Annotated in this window: 15 protein-coding genes; 8 read left to right on the forward strand and 7 right to left on the reverse strand. The window is 58.0% G+C overall.

The window, feature by feature from the left end:
- Positions 1-24 precede the first annotated feature (24 nt).
- The gene (locus C0039_RS03195; protein WP_101517212.1) at positions 25-819 is read left to right on the forward strand and encodes an inositol monophosphatase family protein; all 795 of its coding nucleotides are present in this window, start codon (positions 25-27) and stop codon (positions 817-819) included.
- A 959-nt stretch (positions 820-1778) separates the two neighbouring features.
- Here the strand turns inward: C0039_RS03195 and secF are convergent.
- The 3 genes from secF to purL form a co-directional block, all read right to left on the reverse strand.
- On the reverse strand, positions 1779-2693 hold the full coding sequence (gene secF, locus C0039_RS03200; protein ID WP_101517213.1) for a protein translocase subunit SecF: 915 nt from the start codon (positions 2691-2693) through the stop codon (positions 1779-1781).
- The gene (gene secD / locus C0039_RS03205; RefSeq protein ID WP_076000557.1) at positions 2693-4570 is read right to left on the reverse strand and encodes a protein translocase subunit SecD; all 1878 of its coding nucleotides are present in this window, start codon (positions 4568-4570) and stop codon (positions 2693-2695) included. Before secD ends, secF begins: the two co-directional genes overlap by 1 nt.
- A 178-nt stretch (positions 4571-4748) precedes the next feature.
- Positions 4749-8645, reverse strand: coding sequence for a phosphoribosylformylglycinamidine synthase (purL, locus tag C0039_RS03210; protein ID WP_101517214.1), 3897 nt, complete (start codon positions 8643-8645; stop codon positions 4749-4751).
- Positions 8646-8786: 141 nt separating this feature from the next.
- On the opposite strand from purL, the gene mltF reads away from it, so the two are divergent.
- On the forward strand, positions 8787-10214 hold the full coding sequence (gene mltF, locus C0039_RS03215; RefSeq protein ID WP_101517215.1) for a membrane-bound lytic murein transglycosylase MltF: 1428 nt from the start codon (positions 8787-8789) through the stop codon (positions 10212-10214).
- 30 nt (positions 10215-10244) lie between these two features.
- Here mltF and tadA read toward each other — a convergent pair whose 3' ends face one another.
- Positions 10245-10706 carry a tRNA adenosine(34) deaminase TadA gene (gene tadA, locus C0039_RS03220; RefSeq protein ID WP_076000554.1) on the reverse strand — a complete coding sequence of 154 codons (462 nt, stop codon included), beginning with the start codon at positions 10704-10706 and terminating at the stop codon, positions 10245-10247.
- A gap of 473 nt (positions 10707-11179) precedes the next feature.
- Here tadA and C0039_RS03230 point away from each other — a divergent pair, with 473 nt between their 5' ends.
- The 3 genes from C0039_RS03230 (at position 11180) to C0039_RS03240 (ending at position 16789) form a co-directional block, all read left to right on the forward strand.
- Entirely contained in the window at positions 11180-12361 is a 1182-nt protein-coding gene (locus C0039_RS03230; RefSeq protein ID WP_101517217.1) for an acyl-CoA dehydrogenase family protein, read from the forward strand.
- A gap of 151 nt (positions 12362-12512) precedes the next feature.
- Positions 12513-13616: an efflux RND transporter periplasmic adaptor subunit gene (locus C0039_RS03235; protein WP_101517218.1), complete on the forward strand. Its 1104-nt coding sequence runs from the start codon at positions 12513-12515 to the stop codon at positions 13614-13616.
- Positions 13616-16789, forward strand: coding sequence for an efflux RND transporter permease subunit (locus tag C0039_RS03240; protein WP_101517219.1), 3174 nt, complete (start codon positions 13616-13618; stop codon positions 16787-16789). Before C0039_RS03235 ends, C0039_RS03240 begins: the two co-directional genes overlap by 1 nt.
- Positions 16790-16902: 113 nt before the next feature.
- Here the strand turns inward: C0039_RS03240 and C0039_RS03245 are convergent, their stop codons facing one another.
- Together C0039_RS03245 and C0039_RS03250 are read right to left on the reverse strand one after the other, a co-directional pair.
- Positions 16903-18591 carry a TonB-dependent receptor gene (locus C0039_RS03245; RefSeq protein ID WP_165787022.1) on the reverse strand — a complete coding sequence of 563 codons (1689 nt, stop codon included), beginning with the start codon at positions 18589-18591 and terminating at the stop codon, positions 16903-16905.
- The gene (locus tag C0039_RS03250) at positions 18560-19270 is read right to left on the reverse strand and encodes a TonB-dependent receptor (protein WP_101517221.1); all 711 of its coding nucleotides are present in this window, start codon (positions 19268-19270) and stop codon (positions 18560-18562) included. The genes C0039_RS03245 and C0039_RS03250 overlap by 32 nt, the downstream gene beginning before the upstream one ends.
- Positions 19271-19652: 382 nt before the next feature.
- Between C0039_RS03250 and C0039_RS03255 the strand changes: the two genes are divergently transcribed.
- The 3 genes from C0039_RS03255 to C0039_RS03265 are packed head-to-tail and all read left to right on the forward strand — an operon-like array spanning position 19653 to position 23622.
- Positions 19653-20804: a hypothetical protein gene (locus C0039_RS03255; protein WP_101517222.1), complete on the forward strand. Its 1152-nt coding sequence runs from the start codon at positions 19653-19655 to the stop codon at positions 20802-20804.
- Positions 20801-22237, forward strand: a complete 1437-nt coding sequence (locus tag C0039_RS03260; RefSeq protein WP_101517223.1) for a hypothetical protein — start codon at positions 20801-20803, stop codon at positions 22235-22237. The genes C0039_RS03255 and C0039_RS03260 overlap by 4 nt, the downstream gene beginning before the upstream one ends.
- Positions 22234-23622, forward strand: coding sequence for an undecaprenyl-phosphate glucose phosphotransferase (locus C0039_RS03265; RefSeq protein WP_101517224.1), 1389 nt, complete (start codon positions 22234-22236; stop codon positions 23620-23622). The genes C0039_RS03260 and C0039_RS03265 overlap by 4 nt, the downstream gene beginning before the upstream one ends.
- A gap of 13 nt (positions 23623-23635) precedes the next feature.
- Here C0039_RS03265 and C0039_RS03270 read toward each other — a convergent pair whose 3' ends face one another.
- The gene (locus C0039_RS03270) at positions 23636-24721 is read right to left on the reverse strand and encodes a DUF1972 domain-containing protein (protein WP_076000547.1); all 1086 of its coding nucleotides are present in this window, start codon (positions 24719-24721) and stop codon (positions 23636-23638) included.
- Positions 24722-25087: the final 366 nt, after the last annotated feature.

Raw genomic sequence — 25087 nt, forward strand, 5'->3', positions numbered from 1 at the left:
CCGCTGACCCCTGAGGAATACACCATGGAACCGATGATCAACATTGCGCTGCGCGCCGCCCGCAAGGCCGGAGAGAATATCGTACGCGCCTCGGATGACCTTGATCGCATCGATGTGGTGGCAAAGGGCGTCAACGATTATGTCAGTGAAGTGGATGTTAACGCCGAGCAGGAGATCATCTATCACCTGCAGAAAGCCTACCCGGACCACGCCATCCTCGGCGAGGAAACCGGCCTCACCGGCAGTGCTGATGCAGAGTACCAGTGGATCATCGACCCACTCGATGGCACCACTAACTACGCTCGCGGTATCCCCCACTACGCCATTTCCGTCGCCTGCCTGCACAAGGGCAAACTGGAGCATGCGGTAATTGTCGATCCGGTGCGCCGGGAAGAGTTCACCGCCTCCCGCGGCCGCGGCGCCCAACTCAACGGGCGTCGCCTCAGGGTCAGCAAGCGCAACAGCCTGGACGGCGCGCTGCTGGGCACCGGCATACCTTTCAAGGGTCACTGCGACGACAAACTGGAGGCCTACGCCAAAACTGTGGAATTACTGGCCGGGGAATGCGCCGGTATCCGCCGTGCCGGTGCCGCCTCTCTGGATCTGGCCTATGTGGCCGCGGGTCGCCTGGATGCGTTCTGGGAAATTGGCCTGGCCAAGTGGGATATTGCGGCGGGTGCGCTGCTGATCAAGGAAGCGGGTGGACTGGTCGCGGACATCAACGCCTCTGACAATTACCTCGAATCCGGCAATATCGTCTGCGGGAGCCCCAAATGCTTCAAAGCTGTGCTGCAGGTGACCAAGCCACTGCTGGGCTAGTTTGAGAGGGCTTTGGTAATAGGGTTCCCCAGGCTCAGGGCCGGGAAAGGCCTTTGCAAACGACCGCAAGCTCCGCCCTATTTTTGGGTCGCCGCCGAACTCGGCAAAGGTTGCTGAGCGCAACCTTTCAACGCCTCAGACAGTCCTCGCGAAAAGCCCCCAAAAAACACGGCTGCGCAAAAAACGGCGGCCTGATTGTTTGCAAAGGCCTTTCCCGGCCCTCCGCCTCTGCAGAGAACGACCGCAAGCTCCGCCCTATTTTTGGGTCGCTGCCGAACTCGGCAAAGGTTGCTGAGCGCAACCTTTCAACGCCTCAGACAGTCCTCGCGAAAAGCCCCCAAAAAACACGGCTGCGCAAAAAACGGCGGCCTGATTGTTTGCAAAGGCCTTTCCCGGCCCTCCGCCTCTGCAGAGAACGACCGCAAGCTCCGCCCTATTTTTGGGTCGCTGCCGAACTCGGCAAAGGTTGCTGAGCGCAACCTTTCAACGCCTCAGACAGTCCTCGCGAAAAGCCCCCAAAAAACACGGCTGCGCAAAAAACGGCGGCCTGATTGTTTGCAAAGGCCTTTCCCGGCCCTCCGCCTCTGCAGAGAACGACCGCAAGCTCCGCCCTATTTTTGGGTCGCTGCCGAACTCGGCAAAGGTTGCTGAGCGCAACCTTTCAACGCCTCAGACAGTCCTCGCGAAAAACCCCAAAAAAACACGGCTGCGCAAAAAACGGCGGCCTGATTGTTTGCAAAGGCCTTTCCCGGCCCTCCGCCTCTGCAGAGAACGACCGCAAGCTCCGCCCTATTTTTGGGTCGCTGCCGAACTCGGCAAAGGTTGCTGAACGCAACCTTTCAACGCCTCAGACAGTCCTCGCGAAAAACCCCAAAAATACGGCTGCGCAAAAAACAGCGGCCTGATTGTTTGCAAAGGCCTTTCCCGGCCCTGAGCCTGTGCAGAGAACGACCCCAACTTCAGGGGATAATCTCTTCCTGCTCTGCCCCTTCCTTCACCGGAATCATCAGGTCTTCTTTGTTCACGCCCATTAACAACAGCGCGTTGGCAGCAACATAGATCGACGAATAGGTACCGATAAACACACCCACCAACAGCGCGATGGCAAAGGCGTTGATCATTTCGCCACCGAACAACGCCAGTGCGACCAGCACCAGCATGGTGGTCAATGACGTCACCAGGGTACGCCCCAGCGTTTCCGACAGCGATATATTAATCACTTCCACCGGGTCGACCTTGCGCAACTTGCGGAAGTTTTCACGGATGCGGTCAGATACGACAATGGTGTCGTTAAGCGAGTAACCAATCACCGCCAGCAGCGCGGCAAGTACGGTGAGATCAAACTCCATACCAGTGACGGAGAAGAACCCCAGCACCACCAGCACGTCGTGTATCAATGCCACAACTGCACCCACCGCAAACTTGAACTGGAAGCGGAAGGCGATATAAATCATGACCAGACCTAGGGCAAGCAGCATGGCCAGACCGCCCTGCTCGCGCAACTCATCGCCGACCTGCGGACCGACAAACTCGATGCGCCGCAGCTCCACCGTACCCTCATAGGCCTGCTGGAGTGTGTCCAGCAACTGCGCACCCTGCTGGTCTGAATAGCCCTTGGGTAGACGGATCAATACATCCCTGTCGGTTCCGAAGCTGACCACGATCGCACCGGCAAAACCCTCAGTCTCCAGTGTCCCACGCACAGCGTTAAGGTCCGCTGTCTCGCTGTAGTTTACTTCTACCAGCGTACCCCCGGTAAAATCCAGGCCCCAGTTAAGCTGTTTGGTTGCCAGTGAGCCTATGGAGACCGCCAGCAGAATCACCGAAAAGAGGATAGCGATTTTGCGCTGCCCCATGAAATCCAGAGTTTTCATTAGTGGCCCCCTCCAATAGACAGCGACTGCACACGGCGTCCGCCGTAAATCAGGTTAATTAGAGCCCTTGTACCTACAATGGCGGTAAACATGGAGGTCACGATACCCACAGACAGTGTCACCGCAAAGCCCTTGATCGGACCGGTGCCGACGGCGTAGAGAATTACCGCGACAATCAGCGTGGTGATATTGGCGTCGAGAATCGTCGACACTGCCCGCTCAAAACCGGAATGAATCGCCATCTGGGGAGATAACCCGTTGCCGAGCTCCTCCCTTATTCGCGAGAAGATAAGCACGTTGGCGTCCACCGCCATACCCACCGTGAGCACAATACCGGCGATACCGGGCAGGGTCAGGGTGGCGCCGATCAGCGACATAAACGCGAGCATCAGTACCAGGTTGCAGCTCAACGCCACCACGGCAGCGATACCGAACACCCGGTAGTAAAGGACCATAAAGATGACCACGAGGGCGAGGCCGATTTGCACGGACTTGACACCCAGGCGGATATTCTCTGCACCCAGGGACGGACCCACTGTGCGCTCTTCAACGAAGGAAATGGGCGCAGCCAGGGCGCCAGCGCGCAGCATCAACGCCAGTTCGGAAGACTCCATCGGGCTGTCCAACCCGGTTATCTGAAACTGCGCGCCCAGGGCGGACTGAATCACTGGCGCTGTCAGCAGCTTCTTCTCGTCGTAGGGCACCTTGATGACAACCTCGGTCCCATCCTCCTGTTTTTCATAGCGGGTGCGGAACTTGCGCTCGATAAACAGTACGCCCATGCGTCGGCCCACGTTGTCGCGAGTAGCCCGGCTCATCAACATACCGCCCTCGCTGTCCAGGCTGATTTGTACGTTGGGGCGCCCGTTCTGGTCGAAACTGGCCTGGGCATTGGAGACCCGTTCACCGGTTAGGATCAAGTCTCGCTCAAGAGACTCACTCATACCCGCGCGATCCGGGCTACGGTATTCGAAGCGCTGCTTCTCCGAGGGCGCCGCTTCCAGCTTCGCCACCATGCGAAATTCAAGATTGGCCACCTTACCCAGGATGCGCTTTGCTTCCGCAGTGTCCTGAATACCGGCAAGCTCTACTACAATGCGGTTCTGGCCCTGCCGCTGAACCAGTGGCTCGGATACGCCAAGTTCATTCACCCGGTTGCGCAAGGTGGTCAGGTTCTGGCTCACCGCGTATTCAGCTATCTCGCTGCGCGTAGCATCAGTCATCGCTGCATAGAGATTCCAGCTGTCGGCCTCGTCCACACGATCCAGCATGAGCTCCGGGTGGTTTTCAGCGATGAGGTCCCGAGCCTGCTCTCGCAGCGCCTCGCTCTTGAACTTTGTTTCCACTCGCCCCTGGTCATCCATATTGACGTAGCCGCGAATACGCGCCTCACGCAGGGCGCGCTTGGTCGCATTGAAGTAGTACTCCATGCGTCGATCTATCGCCGATTCGACATCCACTTCCAGTTTAAAGTGCACACCGCCACGCAGGTCCAGGCCCAGCTTTACCGGCTGTGCGCCAAAGTCACTGAGCCAGTCAGGGGTGGTCGGAGCGAGGTTGAGGGCGATGATAAATCCGTCGCCGAGAGCGCGTGCAACCCGCGACTGGGCCTGCAACTGCACCTCTGCATCCCTGAGCCGGATGAGCGCGTTACGCCCGTCCGCATCAATTTCTTCACCAAAGTACTCTATACCGGCCTCGTCCAGGGCTTTCTCGGCACGAGCCAGCATGACAGCATCAATTACCTGTGAGCTGTTCTCGCCGGTGATCTGCAAGGCAGGATCGGGCTTGTAAAGATTCGGCGCGGCGTAGAAAAACCCCAGCGCCAGAACAGTGAGCACCAGCAGATATTTCCACAGGGGATATTTGTTCAGCATGTATATTGCTCAATACAGGAGCCGGACATTGGGTCCGGCTCGAAAAAAGGCGACATTATAAGGATTCGACCTCACGCCACAAGGCCGCTATCCGTTGTGATGGGGGCGCAGGCCCCGGCTTTCAAGGTCACTGACTCAATTGTGCGCGGCGTTCTGCGACAGGGCAGACTGCATACAATCATCCCAGCCATGCCCTGGCGTTGCGGAACAGCCGCATCCAGCCACCGTCCTCACCCCATTCCTGGGGCGCCCAGGAAAACTGTACCGTGCGGAATACACGCTCTGGATGCGGCATCATGATGGTGACACGACCATCCAGGCTACTCAGGCCGGATATGCCATTGGGTGAACCATTGGGGTTGGCCGGGTATCGGCTGGCCACCGAAAGGTCATTTTCAACATAGCGCAGGGCCACAGTGCCCGTGCTCTCGCAGCCTGCAAGGGCTGCATCGTCTGCAAATTCTGCTCGGCCCTCCCCGTGCGCGACCGCGATGGGCAAGTGCGAACCGGCCATCCCCGAAAGCAGGATAGAGGGACTTTCCTGGACCTGTACCAGGGCGAGGCGCGCCTCAAACTGTTCAGAACGGTTGCGCACAAAGCGCGGCCAATGCGCCGCACCCGGAATCAGGTCCTTGAGAGTAGAGACCATCTGGCAACCGTTACAAACGCCCAGGGTGAAGCTGTCATCGCGGTTAAAGAACGCGCTGAACTGCTCACGGACAGACTCGTTGAAGCGAATGCTCTTGGCCCAGCCCTCACCGGCACCGAGCACGTCTCCGTAGGAAAAGCCGCCGCAGGCGACCAGCCCTTTGAAATCGGCCAGTCGTTGTTGGCCGGATAAAATATCGCTCATGTGCACATCAAAAGGTGCAAAGCCTGCCCGGTGGAAGGCTGCGGCCATTTCCACGTGACCATTCACGCCCTGCTCGCGCAACACGGCGATGCGCGGACGTACGCCGGTGTTGATGTATGGCGCTGCGACATCTTCCGACGGGTCGTAACTCAGCGACACCGACAGCCCCGGGTCTTTTGCCTCAATGCGGGCAAATTCTTCATCAGCACATGCCGGGTTATCCCGCAGGGCCTGCATTTCATAGCTGGTGCGGGCCCAGAGCGCCTGTATCGTGGCGCGCTGGCCGCCAAAAATACTGCGGTCGCCGTCGTTTATCACCAAGGCCTCGCTGCGGGTAGCGCGCCCGATAAAGTGCACGCACTCTTCCAGTCCCAGCGCCGCGGCCTGCTCGCGAAAAGCGGTAACATCAGCATCAGCTATCTGTACAACAGCGCCGGCCTCTTCATTAAACAATCGATCCAGGTCATCTCCCGGGACCGCAGCAAGGTCCACAGCCAGGCCGCAGTGACCAGCAAAGGCCATTTCTGCAAGGGTCGCCAGCAGGCCACCGTCGGACCGGTCATGATAGGCCAGCAGCTTGCCTGCCCGCAGGAAGCCCTGAATGAGCGTAAAAAACTGCTTGAGGTCCGAGCTGTCAATATCGGGCACGGTGTCGCCCATCTGCCTGCAGCTTTGCGCCAGGGCGGATCCACCCAGGCGGTTGGCGCCCCGGCCCAGGTCAACCAGCAGCAGGCTGGCACCCTCGTCCGGCTGCAATTGCGGCGTCAGCGTCAGCCGCACGTCAGTTACCGGCGAAAATGCAGAGACAATCAGGGAAAGGGGGGCGGTGACCGACTTGTCTTCGCCGGCATCGTTCCAGGTGGTGCGCATGGACATGGAATCCTTGCCGACGGGAATGGTAATACCCAGCTGTGGGCAGAATTCCATACCAACGGCGTGCACGGTATCGTAAAGGGCCTCATCCTCAGCACCGTAGCCCGCTGCGCACATCCAGTTGGCGGATAGCTTGATATCGCTGATGTCGGCGATGGCCGCTGCGGCGATATTGGTAATGGCCTCGGCGACCGCCATGCGCCCGGAAGCGGGACCGTCCAGCAGGGCCAGGGGAGTGCGTTCACCCATGGCCATGGCTTCGCCAACACAAGTATCGTAGGAAACAGTCGTTACCGCGCAATCGGCCACAGGCACCTGCCAGGGTCCCACCATCTGGTCCCGGGATACCATTCCGGTCACGGTGCGGTCGCCTATGGTAATGAGAAAACTTTTACTGCCCACAGAAGGCATTTGCAACACGCGCTCTGCCGCCTCGGCGACCGTCAAATCCAGCGCCAGTTCGTCACGCGGCGGCGACTGGCGGGTAATTTCCCGGTGCATCCGTGGTGGTTTGCCAAACAGTATCGACATGGGCAGATCCACTGGAGCGTTGCCGAACTCCCTGTCAGTCAACAGCAGGTGCATTGCCTCCGTCGCCTCACCGACAACTGCGTAGGGACAGCGCTCCCGCGCACAGATTTCTTCAAAACGGGCCAGGTTCTCCGGCTCCACCGCCATGACATAACGCTCCTGGGACTCGTTACACCATATTTCCAGGGGCGACATGCCGGGTTCATCGTTGGGCACATTGCGCAGCTCAAAAGTGCCGCCACGATTACCGTCCTTGACCAGCTCCGGGAACGCATTGGACAGGCCGCCTGCGCCCACATCGTGGATAAAGGCAATAGGGTTTGCCTCTCCCAGTTGCCAGCAGCGGTCGATAACCTCCTGACAACGTCGCTCAATCTCAGGGTTTTGCCGCTGCACAGAGGCAAAGTCCAGGTCCTCGGCACTCTGACCACTGGCCATCGACGACGCGGCGCCGCCACCCAGGCCGATCAGCATTGCCGGTCCGCCGAGCACGATCAATTTGGCACCTGGACGGTACTCACCCTTTTCGACGTGCTCTTCGCGGACATTGCCATAACCGCCGGCGATCATAATAGGCTTGTGGTAGCCGCGAACTTCACGACCATTGACTCCCGGTGCCTCCATTTCAAAGCTGCGGAAGTAGCCGCACAAATTAGGCCTGCCGTACTCGTTATTGAATGCGGCGCCGCCTATGGGCCCCTCCAGCATGATGTCCAGGGCCGAAACAATGCGCCCGGGTTTACCGTACTCGCTCTCCCATGGCTGTATGTATCCCGGAATATTCAGGTTGGACACCGAGAAGCCAGTGAGTCCCACCTTGGGCTTGGAGCCACGGCCTACCGCACCCTCGTCGCGGATCTCGCCACCAGAGCCCGTGCCGGCACCCGGAAACGGGGCGATCGCGGTGGGGTGATTGTGGGTTTCCACTTTCATCAGCAGATGGATATTCTCCTGGCTGAAACCGTACTCGCAGCTGTCAGGATCTGGATAAAAACGTCCGGCGCGAGGACCGGCTACCACTGCCGCGTTATCGGAATAGGCGGAGAGTACGTTTTCACCCCCCTGCTCGTTGGTATTGCGAATCATCTTGAACAGCGACAGGGCCTGTTCCTCACCGTCGATACTCCAGCTGGCATTAAAAATTTTGTGCCGGCAGTGCTCGGAGTTCGCCTGCGCGAACATCATCAACTCAACATCGTTGGGGTTGCGGCCCAGGCCGGTAAAGCTCTCCACCAGGTAATCGATTTCATCGTCCGCCAGTGCCAGTCCCAGCGCACGATCGGCTGCTACCAGGGCCGCCCGGCCAGCACCGAGAATATCCACCGAGCTCATGGCCGCCGGGGACGCTTTTACAAACAGCTCTGACGCCTTTTCAAGGTCGGTATGGACAGCCTCGGTCATGCGGTCGTGCAGCAAGGCCAGCACCGCTTCATACTGCTGCGCGCCGAGGTCCCGGGGGAATGACAGCTGGTAGGCCACACCACGCTCTATGCGCTTCACTGCATCCAGGCCACAGTTATGGGCGATGTCGGTCGCCTTACTGGACCAGGGTGATATCGTTCCCGGACGGGGCAGGACCAGAACCAAATCACTCTGCTCAGCCCTGGCGACGTGTCCGGCTTCGCTGATGGTAGGGCCGTACTGCAGCAATTGTGCCAGTACCGTCTCCCGCTCGGCGGGCAACGGGCCAGCCAGATCGACGAAGTGGACATACTCGGTGTGCAGTAGTTTGATGTCAGGGTGAACAGCGGAGAGTTTCTGTGCCAGCTTGTCCAGACGAAAGGCTGACAGGGCCGGTGCGCCGCGCAGGGTAAGCATGCTGTGGATTGCTCCAGGAGGGGGTGATTTATTGAGGCGGTATTGTACTGTAAATGCGCGTTACCCGGTAACCGAAATTCCCCTCGCGGCCATGGTAATTCTTCCTGTCCGCCGCTGTCCGTCCTTGGCTAGAATAGGAACATGATACGCATCGCACACCTACTTTCGTTGACCCTGCTCATACTCCTGATGGGCTGCGCACCACAGGACAGTCTGGACCAGATCCTGAAGGATGGCCGCCTCACCGTGGTCAGCCGCAACAGCCCCACGACCTGGTACATTGACAAGGACGGACCGGCGGGGTTCGAGTACGCGCTGGCCAGCAAACTAGCCCGTCAGCTGGGGGTAGAACTGGAGATCGCGCCAGCATTCAGCCTGGACGATATCTTCCTGCAGCTGGATCGTAGCGATGCCGACGTGGCCGCAGCAGGGCTGGCACTGACAGGCGAGCGGGAGAACAAGTATCCTCACAGCGTGCCCTACTACACCCTGCGGCCCCAGGTCATCTACGTTGCCGGCAGCTCCCGACCCAGGGAACCACGCGACCTTCTGGGTAGAACTATCCTGGTGCTCAAAGGGTCCCGGCATAGTCGTTACCTGCAAGCGCTGAAAGGGAACGGCTACCCGGAGCTCTCCTGGGAGGAGATCGCCGAGGCCGACTCCATGGAGCTACTGGAGAGACTGAACAAGGCGGAGGCCGAACTGGCAATCGTCGACTCCAACGAGTTCGAGGTACAGCAGCGCCTGTACCCTCGGCTGAAGGTGGCTTTTGACCTGGGCTCCAGTCAGGACATGGTCTGGTTCCTGCCTCCCGGCCGCGACAACACGCGCCTGCTGGAATTCATCGACGGCTTCCTGCAAGAGCAACGATCAAACGGCACCCTTGACGCACTGCGCGAGGAACACTTCGGCCACAGCCGTATTATCTCTCGCATAGGCTCCCACACATTCGCCCTCAATATGCGGCGCAACCTGCCGCGCTACGAGAAGCTGATCCACCAGGTGGCCAGGGAATACAAGATGGACTGGCACCTGCTCGCCGCCATCGCCTATCAGGAGTCGCACTGGGATCCGTCGGCGCAGTCACCCACCGGGGTACGCGGCATGATGATGCTCACCCTGCCCACCGCGAAAGAAATGAACGTTACCGACCGCACGGACCCCGGGCAGAGCCTGCGCGGAGGGGCCCGCTACTTCAAACAGCTGAAGCGGCGCCTTCCCGATGACATCTACGAGCCGGATCGCACCTATCTTGCACTGGCTGCCTACAACATCGGCCGTGGCCACCTGGAAGATGCAAGGGTGCTCACGGTGCGCCAGGGCGGAGACCCACACTTGTGGAGCGATGTAATGAAGGCGCTGCCGCTACTGGAGAACAGCAAACACTACTCCACGCTAAAGCGTGGTTACGCCAGGGGACGGGAGGCAGTCTCATATGTGCAGAATATCCGCCATTACCAGGGCATTCTGGAATGGCAGGATATCGCGCGCAATCAGCCCCTGCCTCCCATCGAAGCAAGGGATTACCTGCCTGAAGTGCTCACTGGAGTGACCCTGAAAGCGCTGTAATTGGTGCCCGAAAGGCTGCGCGCAACCAGCCTATTTACGCCGTTGACGAAAAAATGCCTGCAAGCGCTCGCTACTCTCTTCGGCCAGAACACCGCCCTCCCAGCTGACCTGGTGATTGTAGCGCGGCTCATCGAGCAAGCTGCAGGTGCTGCACACCACTCCGGCCCTGGGCTCCCTGGCTGCAAACACCAGCCGGTCGATACGCGCGTGAATCATCGCACCGGCACACATCGTGCACGGCTCCAGGGTCACATAGACTGTCGCCCCGGGTAGCCTGTAGTTGCCGACTAAACGGGCTGCGTCGCGCATGGCCACAATTTCCGCATGCGCCGTCGGGTCGCTCAACGAGATAACCGAGTTCCAGCCTTCACCCAGCAACTTGCCGTCGCGAACGACCACCGCACCAATCGGCACTTCGCCTTCGTTTTCGGCACGGTCGGCCAGCGCCAGCGCCCGACGCATCCACTGCACATGTTCGGCCGCGGAGGTCACGATGCACGACCCGACTGTAGGTTGGAGCTGCAGGCAAACGATAACTGCCCGCAGTGACGCTGGTTGTATACAAGCATGCTGGTGGTACATATCCATTGCAGAGTCAGGCGCCCATTATGCGTTCCAGATGCCAGCTTCGCCAGAAATAGCGTTATGGCTGCACTCTACGAACCACGGCTCACCACCGGCGATATTTACCGCGATGCACTTTAGCTCCTGGGTAGCCCCGGACCGGACTTCGGTTTCCGCGGCTGTTGGCAGTATTGCGATGAGCGGCAGACTACTCATCGCATGGAGCGGGACCCCGATACCACCGGTAGCAAGAAGCCCAACATTGATCACATGGCGTTCGGCGCACCCGGGGCTGCGGCTGCCCGCCCATCACCTGTCAATTTACCTCAAACGGGCTAGAACCATGTGGTCCGGGCCTGCGTAACTACCAGTAATACCCACACTCTTCAGGAGAGAGGATCATGACCGCAGCAGAAAAACTGAAAAACAAGCAGGCTACAGCCAGCACCATGCTCGACGCCATCATTGCCCTCAAGCCGCAGTTCCGGGAACGCGCCGCCCAGGCGAAAAGCGAGCGCCGGGTGCCGGCACAAAGCATAAGCGACCTGCAGCAAGCCGGTTTCTTCCTCGCTCTTCAGCCGCAGGAATGGGGCGGCTATGAACTGGACCCGCAGGACTTCTTTCGCATGCAGTGCACGATTGCCGAGGGTTGCATGTCCACAGCCTGGGCCAGCGGTATTATCGCAGTGCACGCATTTCAACTGGCGTTGATGGACAAGCGTGCTCAACAGGACGTATGGGGAGACGACATCCACACCCGCATTTCCTCCTCCTATGCCCCAATGGGCAAAGTCGAGCTGGCCGAAGGCGGCTTCCGCCTGAGCGGACGCTGGGGCTGGAGTTCGGGGTGCAACCACTGCAGCTGGGTGTTGCTGGGCGCAATAGTCCCGGGCGAGGGCTTTCGCACTTTCCTGGTACCAGAATCTGATTACACCATTGAGGACACATGGCATTCAATGGGATTGCAGGGCACCGGCTCCAACGACATCGTCGTCAATGACGTGTTCGTGCCCGACTACCGCACGCACAAGCAGACGGATGGTTTTACCGGCAACAACCCGGGTGTCGACGCGTCCTCACCCTCACTCTACCGACTGCCCTGGGCGCAGACCTTTATCAGGGTGGTCTCCACTCCCGCAATCGGCGCGGCCAGGGAAGCGTTGCGACTTTACAGCGAGACCGTTGTCGGCAAAGCCAGCGGCGACCCCACCAAACTCTCCGGAGACACCAGCACCACAGAGCGCGTGGCCGCTGCCACCAATGCTATTGATGAAATGGAAGCGCTGTTGTATCGCAATTTCGACGAAATGATGGACGCGGTGAACCGCGGCGAGGCGGTGCCGGTTGAGTACCGGGTCAAATACCGTTATCAGGCATCCCTGGTCATCGAGAAATCCATGGGAGTAATAGACAGCCTGTTCTCTTCCGCAGGCGGCGCCTCGGTGTTCACCGGTGCCGAAATTCAGCAACGCTTTCTCGATATTCACACGGCCCGGGCGCACGTTGCCAACAATCCCACGCCCTTTGCCAGAAACCTGGGTGGCGTCAGGCTGGGCGCAGACAACCAGGATATGTTTATCTGAACCCCTGGCGAGGACAGCACAGCGATCGCAGCCCGGGTGCCGATAGGGGCTGCCCTCGCTGCGTACTGGCTATTGGCTCAATTACCCCACTCCCGGCTTTAAACCGCCCTGCTTTCCGTTATGCTAGCCCGTATTACTGACCTGGACCCGGATGAATATGCCTCGTACCATCACTTGTCCCTATCCATTGCGCGCGATCCTTTTGCTTGCGGCCTGCCTCGCATTGCCCGCTAACGCCCAGGATAAAGCCGGCGCACCGGTGGTGGTGACCACCGTACAGGAACAGGAGGTCTACCGGGTCCTGCAGCTTACCGGCACAGTCACATCCGCCCGTTCAGCGCGCCTGTCGCCGGCCACCAGCGGCCTGGTGTCGGCACTGCAGGTCGATGCTGGCAGCCGGGTGGAGGGTGGCCAACTGCTGCTGCAAATGGATGACGAACTCGCCCAGTTGCAGGCTCGCGGCGCTGAAGCCGCTGTCGAACGGGCAAATCTTGCGCTGCGTGATGCGCGACGACGCCTCGAGGAGGCTCGCACGCTGGCCCCCCAACGCAGCATCGCCGAGTCAGTGGTGAAGGATATTGCCGCGGAGGTCTCCCAGGACGAGGCTGCGCTGCATGAGGCTGAAGCGGAAGCCGGATACCGGCGTGGCATTCTGCAGCGACACCAGCTAAAGGCGCCCTTTGCCGGCGTCATCAGCGCAAAACTGACCGAGCTCGGGGAGTGGGTGAGCCCCGGCCAACCGGTTCTCGAACTGGTTGCGCTGGATGATGTACATCTGGATTTTCCAGTGGCAGAAGACTATGCCGCTTTCATAGCGGTGGGCGCACCCATGCAATTCAGTATCACCGCCGACCCCACCACCCATCACAATGGTGCAGTAACCACCGTGGTGCCAGTGACTGATCCGAATGCGCGCACTTTCCTGCTGCGCGTACAGCCGACGGACCCGGAGCAGACGTTCACCCCCGGAACATCAGTGCAAGGCAAGCTCAGACTCGCAGCAGGTCGGCGGGCCGTTGTCGTGCCGCGCGACGGCATTGTGCGGTCACCTGATGGACGTATTGTTGTGTGGACAGTTGATGCTGCAGACGGCGGCACGGTCGTGCGCGAGAACGTGGTGACCAGCGGACTCTCATTCGACTCGCTGGTAGAAATAAGCAGTGGCCTGGAACCCGGTGCCCGCATCGTGGTGCGTGGTAACGAGGCGCTGCAGAACGGCCAGAACGTGGTTATACGCCAGGCCGGTGAAGGCTGATGTTTGAAAACATCATTCGCAACGGGACCCTGGTAACGGTCATCGTACTGATTGTCTGCGTACTGGGCATTGTCGCTGCCACCCGCATTCCCGTACAGATGATTCCAGACCTGGACGTACGCGCCATCAGCGTGCGCACGGCGTGGCCCGGCGCTACGCCGCAGGATGTCGAAAAGGAAATTCTCATTGAGCAGGAGGACTACTTACGCAACCTGCCCAATCTATCCCGGATTATCGCCACCGCGCGCAGCGGCGTCGCGCAGATACAACTGGAATTCCCCTTCGGTACGGACATTACTGAAATGCTGATCCGGGTCAACAACGCGCTCAGCCAGGTGCCCTCGTATCCGGAGAACGTCGACGAGCCACGCATTTTCGCCAACTCTTTTTCCAGCAATCCGTTCATGTTTTTCAGCGTGCAGCCACTGCCGGGAAACCCGCGCAAACTGGACATGGACCTGGTACGGGACTTCCTGGTCGACAACGTAAAGCCTCGTATGTCCAGTGTTCCAGGCGTTTCCCAGGTCGATGTCTATGGGGGGGCGGAAAGACAGGTACAAATACTGGTCGACCCCGCGCGACTGGCCCAGCGAGGACTTTCCCTGAGCGACCTGCGCGAGGCCATTCGCAGCCGCAACCGGGACAGGTCTGGCGGCGAAATCGAGTCCGGCAAGCGCCAGTACCTGTTGCGCACCATAGGTCGCTTCGAGGATTTAGCCGAACTGGAACAGCTTATTCTCGCCCGCCGCGGCGACACGATTATCCGCCTGTCTGATGTGGCCACGCTGCGCCTGGATCATTTTGAAAAAAACGCCATCACCACTTATAACGGCTCGCCCAACATATTTATGCCGGTGCGCCGTGAATCCGGGTCCAATGTCATCGACATCAAGCGAAAGATGGTTGCAGAGGTGGCCGCCATCAACGAGGAGTTGCTGGAGCCGGCCGGCATGCAGATCGCGCTTATGGCCGACGATGTGCGCTACGTGCAGGATTCGGTGCGTAACGTCTGGCAAAACCTGGTCCTGGGTGCGCTGCTGGCCACGGCGGTAATGTTTCTATTCCTGCGCTCGGTGCGAGCCACTCTGGTCGGTGTGATGGGTATCCCTATCTGTATCATCATTGCATTTCTCGGGCTGCTGATCGCTGGACGCACCATTAACGTGATCTCCCTGGCGGGTATCGCCTTCGCCATCGGCATGACCCTGGACAACAGCATCGTTGTTCTGGAGAGCATAGAACTGGAGCGTCGACGCGGCGCTGCGCGATTGCAGGCCGCTGTTGCTGGCGTTACCCAGGTGTGGCCCGCCGTCTTTGCCTCTACCATGACCACCGTGCTGGTGTTTATACCGGTCGCCTTCGTCGAACAGGAGGCCGGGCAGCTTTACTCCGATGTCGCTATCGCGATTTCCGCGGCGATCCTCGCCTCCATGCTGGTCGCAGTCACCGCGTTGCCTACCGCCACCGCTCGCCTGGATTTTGGTGGTAATAAGCGCACCCCGACTAACGCACCGGCAAAACCTCACCGGGTACGCAACGCTACCCTTGAACTGATCGCTCGCCTGCTGGCCACACCCGCCCGCCGCATGAGCTGCGTCGGCGTGACAGTACTGCTCAGTGCGCTGGTGATCTGGCAACTGACGCCGGCGGCGGAGTATCTTCCCGAGGGAGAAGAGCCCAAGGTCTTCGCGGTGATGAGTTCGCCCCCGGGGTACAACCTGGCGGCGATGGCGGCGATCGGTAAGGAGATAGAGGACTACTTCAGCCCGCATATTGGCGCTGACCCGGCATCGTTTAAAGACGGCATGACAGACGTCCCAGCCATAAACTATATCAACCTGCGCGTGGGCTCTGACTTCCTGCGGATTATTTCCGAACCGGTTAATGCCGACGAGACCGAAGCACTGATGGATGTGATCACCAGCAAGTACCGTGAATACCCGGGGATGCGCGCATTTGCTGCAAGAGGTTCCATAATCAGCAGCAACAACGGCGGCACCCGTAGTATCAACGTGGATATCGCCGGGCCGGACCTGGCTGTTATCTACGAGGTAGCACTGGCCGCCTATCGCCGCGCCGGGGACGTATTCGATAACCCCCGCATACAAAGCCAGCCCTCATCCCTGGCGCTGTCCCAGCCCATGGTGGAAATCAGGCCAAAATGGGAGCGGGCCGCTGAACTGGGCATGACCGCCGAGGCTCTTGGCTTTACCGTATCCGCCCTGACCGACGGCAGCTACGTGGATGAGTTCTTTGTCGCAGACGACAAAATCGATATCTATCTCTACAGCCAGGCAGGTCAGAACGCATCGCTGGACGTCCTCCCTCAATTACCCGTGTACACACGCGCTGGCGAAGTGATACCGCTGGGGGCGCTGGTGGACATTCGGGAGACGGTCGACACCAGTTCCCTGCGCCGTGTCAACGGCCGCCGTACCGTGACCCTGAACATCATCCCACCTCGCCAGGTCGCGCTGGAAACAGGCGTCAACCGGGTGCGGGAGGAGGTACTGGGTCATCTGCGTCAGCGCGGTGAGATCCCGGCCGACGTGAATATCGCCATCTCCGGTGCCGCCGACCAACTCGACGCCACCCGCGAGGCACTGGTATCCAATTACGTGGTTGCCCTGCTGGTCATCTACCTGGTCATGGTGGCCATTTTCAGGCACTGGGGTTACCCGTTGCTGATCATGACCTCAATCCCGCTGGGCATTGCAGGGGGTATCGTGGGGCTGTCGCTGCTCAATGGTATAGGCGGCCTGCTACCCCTGGTCGGCTGGACGCAAATCGTCCAGCCCTTCGACATGATCTCCATGCTTGGCTTCCTGATTCTGATGGGAACGGTCGTCAATAACCCCATACTGATCGTGCACCGGGCCGTGCAGAACATGCGGCAGGAGGGCAGCACACCGCTGGCCGCAGTGACCGAAGCGGTAGAGGCGCGCCTGCGCCCCATCGCCATGTCAACCATCACCACGCTTTGCGGGCTCGCGCCACTGGTGTTGATTCCCGGAGCGGGCACCGAGCTCTACCGCGGCGTCGGCGCTATTGTGATGTTCGGCATTTTGGGCGCCGCGCTGGTTACACTCACCATGTTGCCCGCATTGACGGTGACCGTGCTGGAGCGCTGGCGCCCTGTTCCGGCCACTATCGCTGATGATACGCAGCATTAATGCAGTACCGCCTGGTGGGAAGATTTTATTCGGCGCGTGCAAATCCAGCACGTAAAAAAGCCCGGATCACTTCGTGAGCCGGGCTTGCAGCGGATCCTGGTCCAGAATCGGGCTTAGAAATTGTAGCGCGCTGTCAGTTCAAAGGTCTGCGGCGGGTCAATTTGCTTGAAATAGGTTTTCGAGAAACCAAAGTTTGCCAGCGGCACATCATTACCCCAGGTAAAGGTTTTCTCGTCACCCAGGTTCTTGCCGATCAAGGCAACCACCCAACTGCCATCGCTGGCCGCCAGTGAGATGCGCGCATTCCACTTGTCATAGCTATCCTGGATGAGTTCCTTGTCGAGGTCATTTGCCACCACCACGTCGTCCGACCACAAATAGTCCACGCCCAGGCCGAGATCCAACGAGTCGCTAATCGCCGTGTCGTAACGGACCCCCAGGTTAAACGTATAATCAGGTGCAAACTGCAGTGGCGCACCGGACAAATCCTGTACACAGCCAGCGCGGCCACCCGTTTCTGCTATGTGTTCCTGAAACTGGTCTTCGTTGCACGCAGCGTCGGCGAAGGACTTGTAGCTGGCGTCCAGCCACGCTGCAGCAGCATTGACAATGAGCGCATCGGTGACAGCAAACTCGATATCTGCCTCAAAACCCTCCACCTCGGTCTCAGCGGCATTACCCACCACGAAACCGGCGTTGCCGTCAAAGGTACTCACCTGCACATCTTCATAGTCACTCTGGAAATAGGCCATGTTAAGTCTTCCACGACCCTCCATCAGGATGATCTTGGCACCCACTTCCCAGGAGTCGACTTCCTCGTCTTCGAAAGTAGAGACGTCGCGACCCAGAGTTTCATCAAACTCTCGGCCTAAACTATTGTCCTCATCGAAACCGCCTGCTTTGTAACCATTGGCCCAGTTGGCATAGAGCATAATCTCATCAGTCGCATCCCACTGAAGGTTTACGTTACCTGTCGTGTGGTCCTCGGAGCGAGACTTTTCATATTCATGCGCCGTTGCCAGATTGAGGGCCGCCGGACCCCATAGGAATCCAAAGAAACCGTCGTCCAATAGACCGCTCAGGTTGTCCAGAGTGCCGACTTTCTTTGCATCCTTGTCATCTTCCGAGTAGCGAATACCGGTGGTCAGCCGCAGTGCATCAGTAAGATTCCAGGTGAACTCGGTAAACACGGACCAGGAATCGGTATCCTGCTCAAACTGGTTCTTACCATCGCCGTCGATAGAGGTCGATGGCAAATTCAGGGGTGCCAGTGCCGGATTGGAAAATATCTGGGATTCAATGGGTGGGACATTACTGAAAATCACCAATGTATGGCGATCGTTGCTCAGCTCTTCAGTCTGATAATACGCGCCTGCCAAATACTCGACGAAGCCGCCGGTGGGAGAAGACCAGAGTAACTCCTGACTGAACTGCTCGAACTCTTCGGTACGGCCTCGATTGAGGAAGCGCAGTGGACTGTAGTCTGTGTCAAGCTCATTGGTAAATTCGTATTCCGTGTAAGCGGTGATAGAGCGCAGCGTATGCTCCCCCAGCGCCCATTCAGCGGTTAACTGCACTACGCTGGAGTCAGTGTCGTCAAACAGGCCGCGCTCCTCAAAGTTCAGGTCGTACTGTTCGTAATCAAAACCCGCCTTGAAACCGGGGTCTCCAAACCCCTGATACAGCGCCGTTGCGGTCGGGCTGGCCCGTGAAATCACCTGCTGCCTGCCGTCCACGTCATTGCGGTTATATTCTGCTTTCAACAGGAAGTTAAGATTCTGGGTGGCGTCCCAGTCCAGCACACCGCGAACCGCGAACCGCGAGATTGTCCTGCTGTGGGCCGTCCTTTCCACCCCGGGCCTTGTTTTCGACATAACCATCATCATCATATTTCTTGGCCACTACCCTGCCGCGGAGACTGTCGGTGATCGGACCAGAGACCATGCCGGTTATACCGAAGCCGTCATACTCGGTGCGGTAACTCAGGTCGACATAGGATTCAAATTCATCGGTGGGGCGCGCCGTGGTAATGTTGATTGCACCGGCGATGGTGTTTTTGCCAAACAGCGTGGACTGCGGTCCTTTTAGAACTTCCACACGCTCTATATCGAGGAACCGGCCCCGCGCACTGCGTCCGCGCCCGTAATACACGCCGTCAATAAACGTGCCCACGGACTGTTCAAAACCGTAGTTGATGCCCGAGCCGATGCCACGGATAAAAAGCTGGGTACCTGCACCGCCCTCCGCTACGTGGATATTCGGCATGTAAACGGTGAGGTCCTCGAGACTGCTCAGGCCGCGCTCTTCGATGGCCTCGCCACTCATCACACTGATGGCGATAGGCACATCCTGCAGGCCTTCTACCCGTTTGGTCGCCGTAACAACGACTTCTTCAAGCGCCTGGGCGTAAGTGTGAACACTGGCGAGGCCGCTAGCGGCTGCCACGGAAACGGCAATTGCAGATTTACAGACAAAGTGCATCTTTGTGCTCTCCTGTTTTGTCTCTTATATTTGTTGTCGACGCCACGGGAGGCGCGCGGACTTGAGTCTAACAAGTCACGGGCCGTGCTGTACAGATTACGGGGCCCTGGAGGTTCGCCAGCGGGTCAGCGCGCGTCCCAACCGTTGGCGCGAACCGCAACAAGCCTGATTTGCGAACATCTCGTGGACTCTGCTACATTCACCACCGCCATCTACCCAACTCCAATTCCATGGCGCTATTACAATCTTTCTGCGGCCAGATCTTCAATGAAGCGTCCCGACGGGCATTGCAGACGCCCCATACAGACCGCCCCGAGGACCGAATATCCCAGATTCGATGAACAGCCTTTCAGCCAGATCAGTCCTATATGCGTTTGTCGCAATGATTGTCGCGGGCCTGCTGCTGTCTGCTGCTTCGGTTTGCTATTTACTCCTCAATTCACCCGAGTCCGAACCGCAGCGATTATTAAGTGCATCAGAATTTCACGCTGTTGTAGGCAGGGCGCGCAACGAGGGCAGCAAATTGGTGGTCAGCGGCCGCATGCAGCCAGACAACTACCAAAGGGCCATTCTCAGCAGCCTGCAAACCATCAACACTGAAAAGTATCGATATATTTCGTTGACGGTTGACCCGCCCCACGCGGCGCGGGAGTTAACGCTATTCTGGCGCTCTATCGAACAACCAGATGAATTCCATAGTCAGCCGTTCCCCGCGCTCGGATTACCTGGGAACACCCTTGATATGAAGCACTTTCCGGGCTGGCAGGGTGATATCGCAGAAATCGGACTGATAATGGAAAGCAGGACCACAACCTTTCCCGCGACTTTCTCAGGAATGACCCTGGAACCCGGTGGAAAGGCCGCCCCAGCACTGCAAAGCCTCATCAGCCAATGGACGGCTTTCCGTAATTTCGACCAGACTACCATCAATTGGTTGCCGGCAAGCTTCTCGGCAAAGGCACTGTCTCCGGTACTTATTGCCGCAGGCTGGAGTGCCCTGGGGCTGGCCCTGCTGTTGCTGGCGAGGCTATTCTGGCGTCCACCACCCTTCGCCTCCTTCTTGCTGGTGATACTGTTTGGCTGGATGCTTTTAGACCTGCTGTGGCAGCGCCAGCTAACGACACACCTGGGCCTGACTCAACACCTGTTCCAGGGCAAAAGCATTGAGGCCCGCCATCTGCGGGATATCGATAGCGAGTACTATGAACATGCAATGCAGATCAAAAGAGAAGTGTTGCCAATAAAGCCCGCTCGCATCTTCATATTGCATGATTCCGTACAGCACGATTACCAGCGCCTGAAAACGCAGTACTACCTGCTACCCCACAATATATATAACTTCGGCCTGTTTCCCCCGGTTAATGGTATCGTCCCGGGCGACTTCCTTCTGGTGCTTGGCGACATTCCGGGCCTGAATATTGACGCCGCAGGGGGCACTTTCACATGGGGCAACGGCTTGACTTTGCCGGTGCAACAGAAGCACAGCCACCCCCTGGGCAAACTTTACCAGGTGGTGGCGGAGTCGCCGCTATGAGTGAGCCGGCAATCTCAATAAGCGGTTTGGCCCTGGCGATCTTGTTGCCGTGGCTTGCCGGCATCTCCGGCGCACTATTGTTGATTCCCAAAGGCATACCGGGGCGAATTCCAGTCGTGGCAGGCATGGGGTACTTTCTTGGGGCATGGTTTTCAACACTGGCGATTCGAGGTGTAGACGCGCTGGGTATACCGCTCAGCTTTGCGATGGTAGCCACAGTCCTTGCGGGGTTTGGCCTGGTCCTGGCCCTGTTCGCAGTGGACCGGACACCCCGCCAGGTTCCGTACACTACTCCGGAAGACAGCGTCTCTATTACAGGCAAGCTACTGATTGCCCTGTTATTTCTGCTCATGGGCTGGCGCTACTTCACCATCCTGGGCATTGTCATTGAACAACCGCTTTTCGGATGGGACGCAATGATGAACTGGGCCCCCAAAGCCGTAGTCTGGTTTCATCAGGGTGAACTCACTGAATTCGTCAACCCGTCAACGTGGTTACAGCACGGCAACGCGGCAGAACCCTACACGCTGGGCAATCCGCCAGCATCCGAATACCCCGAAATGGTGCCGCTGATATTCCTGTGGCACATGCTAGGCGCGGGCACCTGGGACCACCCACTGCTGCAACTGCCCTGGCTTCTGGCAGGGCTGAGCACTGGCCTGGCGCTGTATGGCTTCTTGCGGATGCGCCGCGTGCCGACTCTGCTATCGGCAGGCGCATGCTACTTGCTACTCAGTCTCCCCTTCCTGAATATTCATGCGGTCATAGCTGGATATGCTGACCTGTGGCTGGCGTCTGCCTTCAGCATCGGTGCCATCGCGCTCCATCTACGGGAACAGCAGCCTGCTCCTGGTGTGACTCTCATTGTGCTCTTGATGGCGCTGATCTGCATACAACTGAAGAACCCCGGTATTATTCTGGGCCTGATATTGCTACTGGGAACAATACGGCAATGGCTGAAGCTCTCCTGGAAAACGGAATCAGTGATTATTCTCGCCGGGGCCGGCCTGGTGGCATATTGTGTGATAATGGGCGTGCGGGTGGAGGTGCCTGGTCTGGGACTGGTCAACGTGGGCACCGCCGGGTTTCAGCTGGGTCGGTTTGTAGTCTATGACTTCCAGTTCCACCCTGAAGTGACAACGCCGGTACTGAGGTCACTATATTCGATGGGAAACTGGAACTTGCTCTGGTATCTGGTGACTGCCGGCATTCTGTGGCGTCTGCGCAATGCAATACACTGGCGAAGGCCGGGCACGCTGGGACTGATACTCACCGGCATTTTCGTTTTCTACTTTGTCGTCTTCTTTGTTTCAAGCTATCACTACCATGCGATTACGTATATTACCCTTAATCGCGCGATACTCTATGTCATACCAGCTCTGCTATTCTGGGTTTTCACATTTTGCACGCCTGAGGAGGTGAGAGATTCGTGAAGTTGTTTCAAAGCCAGGTAGACTTCTACCAGCGCATGATCGATGCGGTAATCGTTAGCGGAACGCTACCTCTTGCCTTCTGGCTCTACTACGGACACCTTAACTGGAACGACAAGTACATTATTACCGCTATCGCGGCGATACCAATCTTCTATCTCAGCGCCAAGGCTAGCAATCTCTACCGCCCTTACTTTGTTCAATTCGGAGAGCAACAAATTCGCTCACTCCTGGTAGCCTGGTTCCTGACTCTGGCGGGACTGCTACTGATGGGCTACGCCTTCAAGAGCACTCACGAGCTGTCGCGGGTTACCATGGGCCTCTATGCCATCATTCTTCCTGTGTTTCTGCTCATAAGCCGTCTCGCTGTCTGGCGCTTCATCAGGGCCATAGACGAACGAGGATACGGGGTACGCTCAGCGATCATCATTGGCACCGATGACAATGCGAGGGCACTTGCCGAAAGCATTGCCTGCTCCTCGTCGATCGGACTCCGCTTCAAGGGTTTTGTGGAACTGGATGACCGGCGCCCAACGGAAGCTCTGGCACAGGGACAAGTCCTGGGAAAGGTTTCTGACATCGCCCAGTTACTGGCAGGCGACGATGTGGATATCGTCTACATCTCGGTGCCCATGTCTGACACAGACACACTGAGCAAGATCCTTAAGGTCCTGGGTGACTCCACCGTTTCTATTTTTCTGGTGCCGGACCTATACACTGCAGAGATCATGCAGGGAACCTGGATTACGCTTGGCGATGTGCCCACAGTTTGCGTTATTGATGGCCCAACACAAGGCATTAATCCAATCCTGAAGCGTATCGAAGACCTGGTGATATCAACGGTTTCGCTGACACTGCTCGCCATCCCGATGCTGTTCATCGCCATCGCGGTGCGGCTCACCTCGCCTGGGCCCGCCCTCTATAAGCAGGTCAGATATGGCATCAGTGGCAAGCCCATTGTGGTTTGGAAGTTCCGCACAATGAGTGTGATGGAAACCACCGAGGACTTTGTCCAGGCCACCAAAAACGATTCTCGGGTCACCCGCCTGGGCGGCTTTCTACGCCGCACCTCACTGGACGAAGTACCGCAACTATTCAATGTACTAATGGGGGACATGTCCATTGTGGGCCCAAGGCCGCACCCGGTGGCACTTAACGAGGCTTACCGGGACAAGATTTTTGGCTACATGCTACGCCACAAGGTCAAGCCGGGAATCACCGGACTGGCGCAGGTGAACGGTTTCCGGGGCGAGACCGACACCCACGACAAAATGGAACATCGTATTCGTTACGACATCGAATACATCAATAGCTGGAGCATGTGGCTGGACCTGGCCATTATCATACGCACGCCGCTAAGCCTGCTGCGCAGTGAGAACGCCTATTAAACCGCTGGCCCGGTCAGAGCAGTGATTCGTATGACGCCAGAATTGCAGGCCACTGAAATGCCTCCAGATGCCGCTTCGCGCTTGCATCCGACATAGATGCGAGCTGCGAGTTGTCATTCAGTAGCTCACGAAGCACGCTTTCACACTCATCTACGCCGTCAAAAAAACGTGCCGCGCCGCCCAAAACCCAGCGATTAAAGCGATTATCATGAGCCAACACCGCTGATCTGGCGGCCAATGCCTCAACCAGTGAGGGGTTGGTTCCTCCCACAGTGTGACCATGAATATACAGTCGCGAATGAAAGCGAAGCGCCCGCACTGTAGGCTTGTCAAAAATTGCACCCGGGAACACAACATCCGGACCCGCAGCATCAAGCACACGACAGTGATATTCATTCTCCCGGGTGTAGTCACCAAGCACGAGCAGTTTGGTCCCTGCCTGTATGCGCGAGAAAGCGCTGACAATCTCAAGAATCGAGTTCTCTGGAACGGGCCTTGCTATCAGCGTGCAATATTGTTTGGGCTGAAGACCAAGAGCCGCTAGTGGCGCGATATCAGGTTCCACGACTTGATCCGCCCCATACGGAATCATGGTGATTTTTCGCGACGATACGCGCGTCTCCAGGTGCTTTTTTATTTCCGGATGATCTGCTACGAGATGATTGCCGAGCCAGCACCCAAGCCAGTCATTGAGATAAAACCATGCTTTGGCCAGCGGACCCCACTTCGCCCGGCGATACTCTATGCCATCCATATTGATCACATTACGCATGCCCAGCAGGCGGTATACGAACCCGAATATGGCGGTGTTATAGCCCAACGTCAGCATTGTCCCCTGGCCACGGGCTGAGATCAGCGTCGCTTTCCAATCAAAAAAAATCGTGCCCAGCGCACCCTCGTTCTCAATCGGGATATTGACGCGACGGATGTCCCGCCACTGGTCTTCATATACCGCACCCTTGCCCGAAATTTGACAGTAAACGGTAACAGTCCAGCCGTTATTCGCCAGGTAGACTGCGAGATGTTCAGCCAGATACTCAAACCCGCTGTGGGCCGCGGGAATGCCGCGAGACCCAAGAATGTGCACTTCTTTGCCCATGTTGTGCGTACAAGACCCCTGTTGCCAAAATCTTCGTCACGGTAGCTACTGAAACCGGTCATGACAACAACAATCGTCCTGAAAATTGAGTCGACACAAGTTATCTTCTGGCGCAGGCAACCACCAAATTGAAGAGTTTAATCTGCTCAAACCCAACCATGTGCTGAAGCATTTTCCTCTGCTACCGCGCCTGCCGGGCGGACTCCTCAAGTAAATACTGCGTGCAGAGCAATAGCCTGAAAGTTGGCAGCTAGGGCGGCGAAGTTCACCGGACTCCCGGTTTACGGCAGCGTCATGGTACCGCGTATCATCGACATCAGGACCGATATAGACTACTTTCTGCTTCATGAATGCCAACGCTGCCCG

Source organism: Pseudohalioglobus lutimaris (assembly GCF_002866825.1).
In the GTDB taxonomy this organism is placed as follows: Bacteria; Pseudomonadota; Gammaproteobacteria; order Pseudomonadales; family Halieaceae; genus Halioglobus; species Halioglobus lutimaris.

Coding starts and splice junctions, on each gene's coding strand:
- C0039_RS03235 (WP_101517218.1), top strand. CDS start 12,513: ATGAATATGCCTCGTACCATCACTTGTCCCTATCCATTGCGCGCGATC.
- mltF (WP_101517215.1), top strand. CDS start 8,787: ATGATACGCATCGCACACCTACTTTCGTTGACCCTGCTCATACTCCTG.
- C0039_RS03240 (WP_101517219.1), top strand. CDS start 13,616: ATGTTTGAAAACATCATTCGCAACGGGACCCTGGTAACGGTCATCGTA.
- secF (WP_101517213.1), bottom strand. CDS start 2,693: ATGAAAACTCTGGATTTCATGGGGCAGCGCAAAATCGCTATCCTCTTT.
- C0039_RS03230 (WP_101517217.1), top strand. CDS start 11,180: ATGACCGCAGCAGAAAAACTGAAAAACAAGCAGGCTACAGCCAGCACC.
- C0039_RS03250 (WP_101517221.1), bottom strand. CDS start 19,270: ATGCACTTTGTCTGTAAATCTGCAATTGCCGTTTCCGTGGCAGCCGCT.
- purL (WP_101517214.1), bottom strand. CDS start 8,645: ATGCTTACCCTGCGCGGCGCACCGGCCCTGTCAGCCTTTCGTCTGGAC.
- C0039_RS03270 (WP_076000547.1), bottom strand. CDS start 24,721: ATGGGCAAAGAAGTGCACATTCTTGGGTCTCGCGGCATTCCCGCGGCC.
- C0039_RS03260 (WP_101517223.1), top strand. CDS start 20,801: ATGAGTGAGCCGGCAATCTCAATAAGCGGTTTGGCCCTGGCGATCTTG.
- C0039_RS03195 (WP_101517212.1), top strand. CDS start 25: ATGGAACCGATGATCAACATTGCGCTGCGCGCCGCCCGCAAGGCCGGA.
- secD (WP_076000557.1), bottom strand. CDS start 4,570: ATGCTGAACAAATATCCCCTGTGGAAATATCTGCTGGTGCTCACTGTT.
- C0039_RS03255 (WP_101517222.1), top strand. CDS start 19,653: ATGATTGTCGCGGGCCTGCTGCTGTCTGCTGCTTCGGTTTGCTATTTA.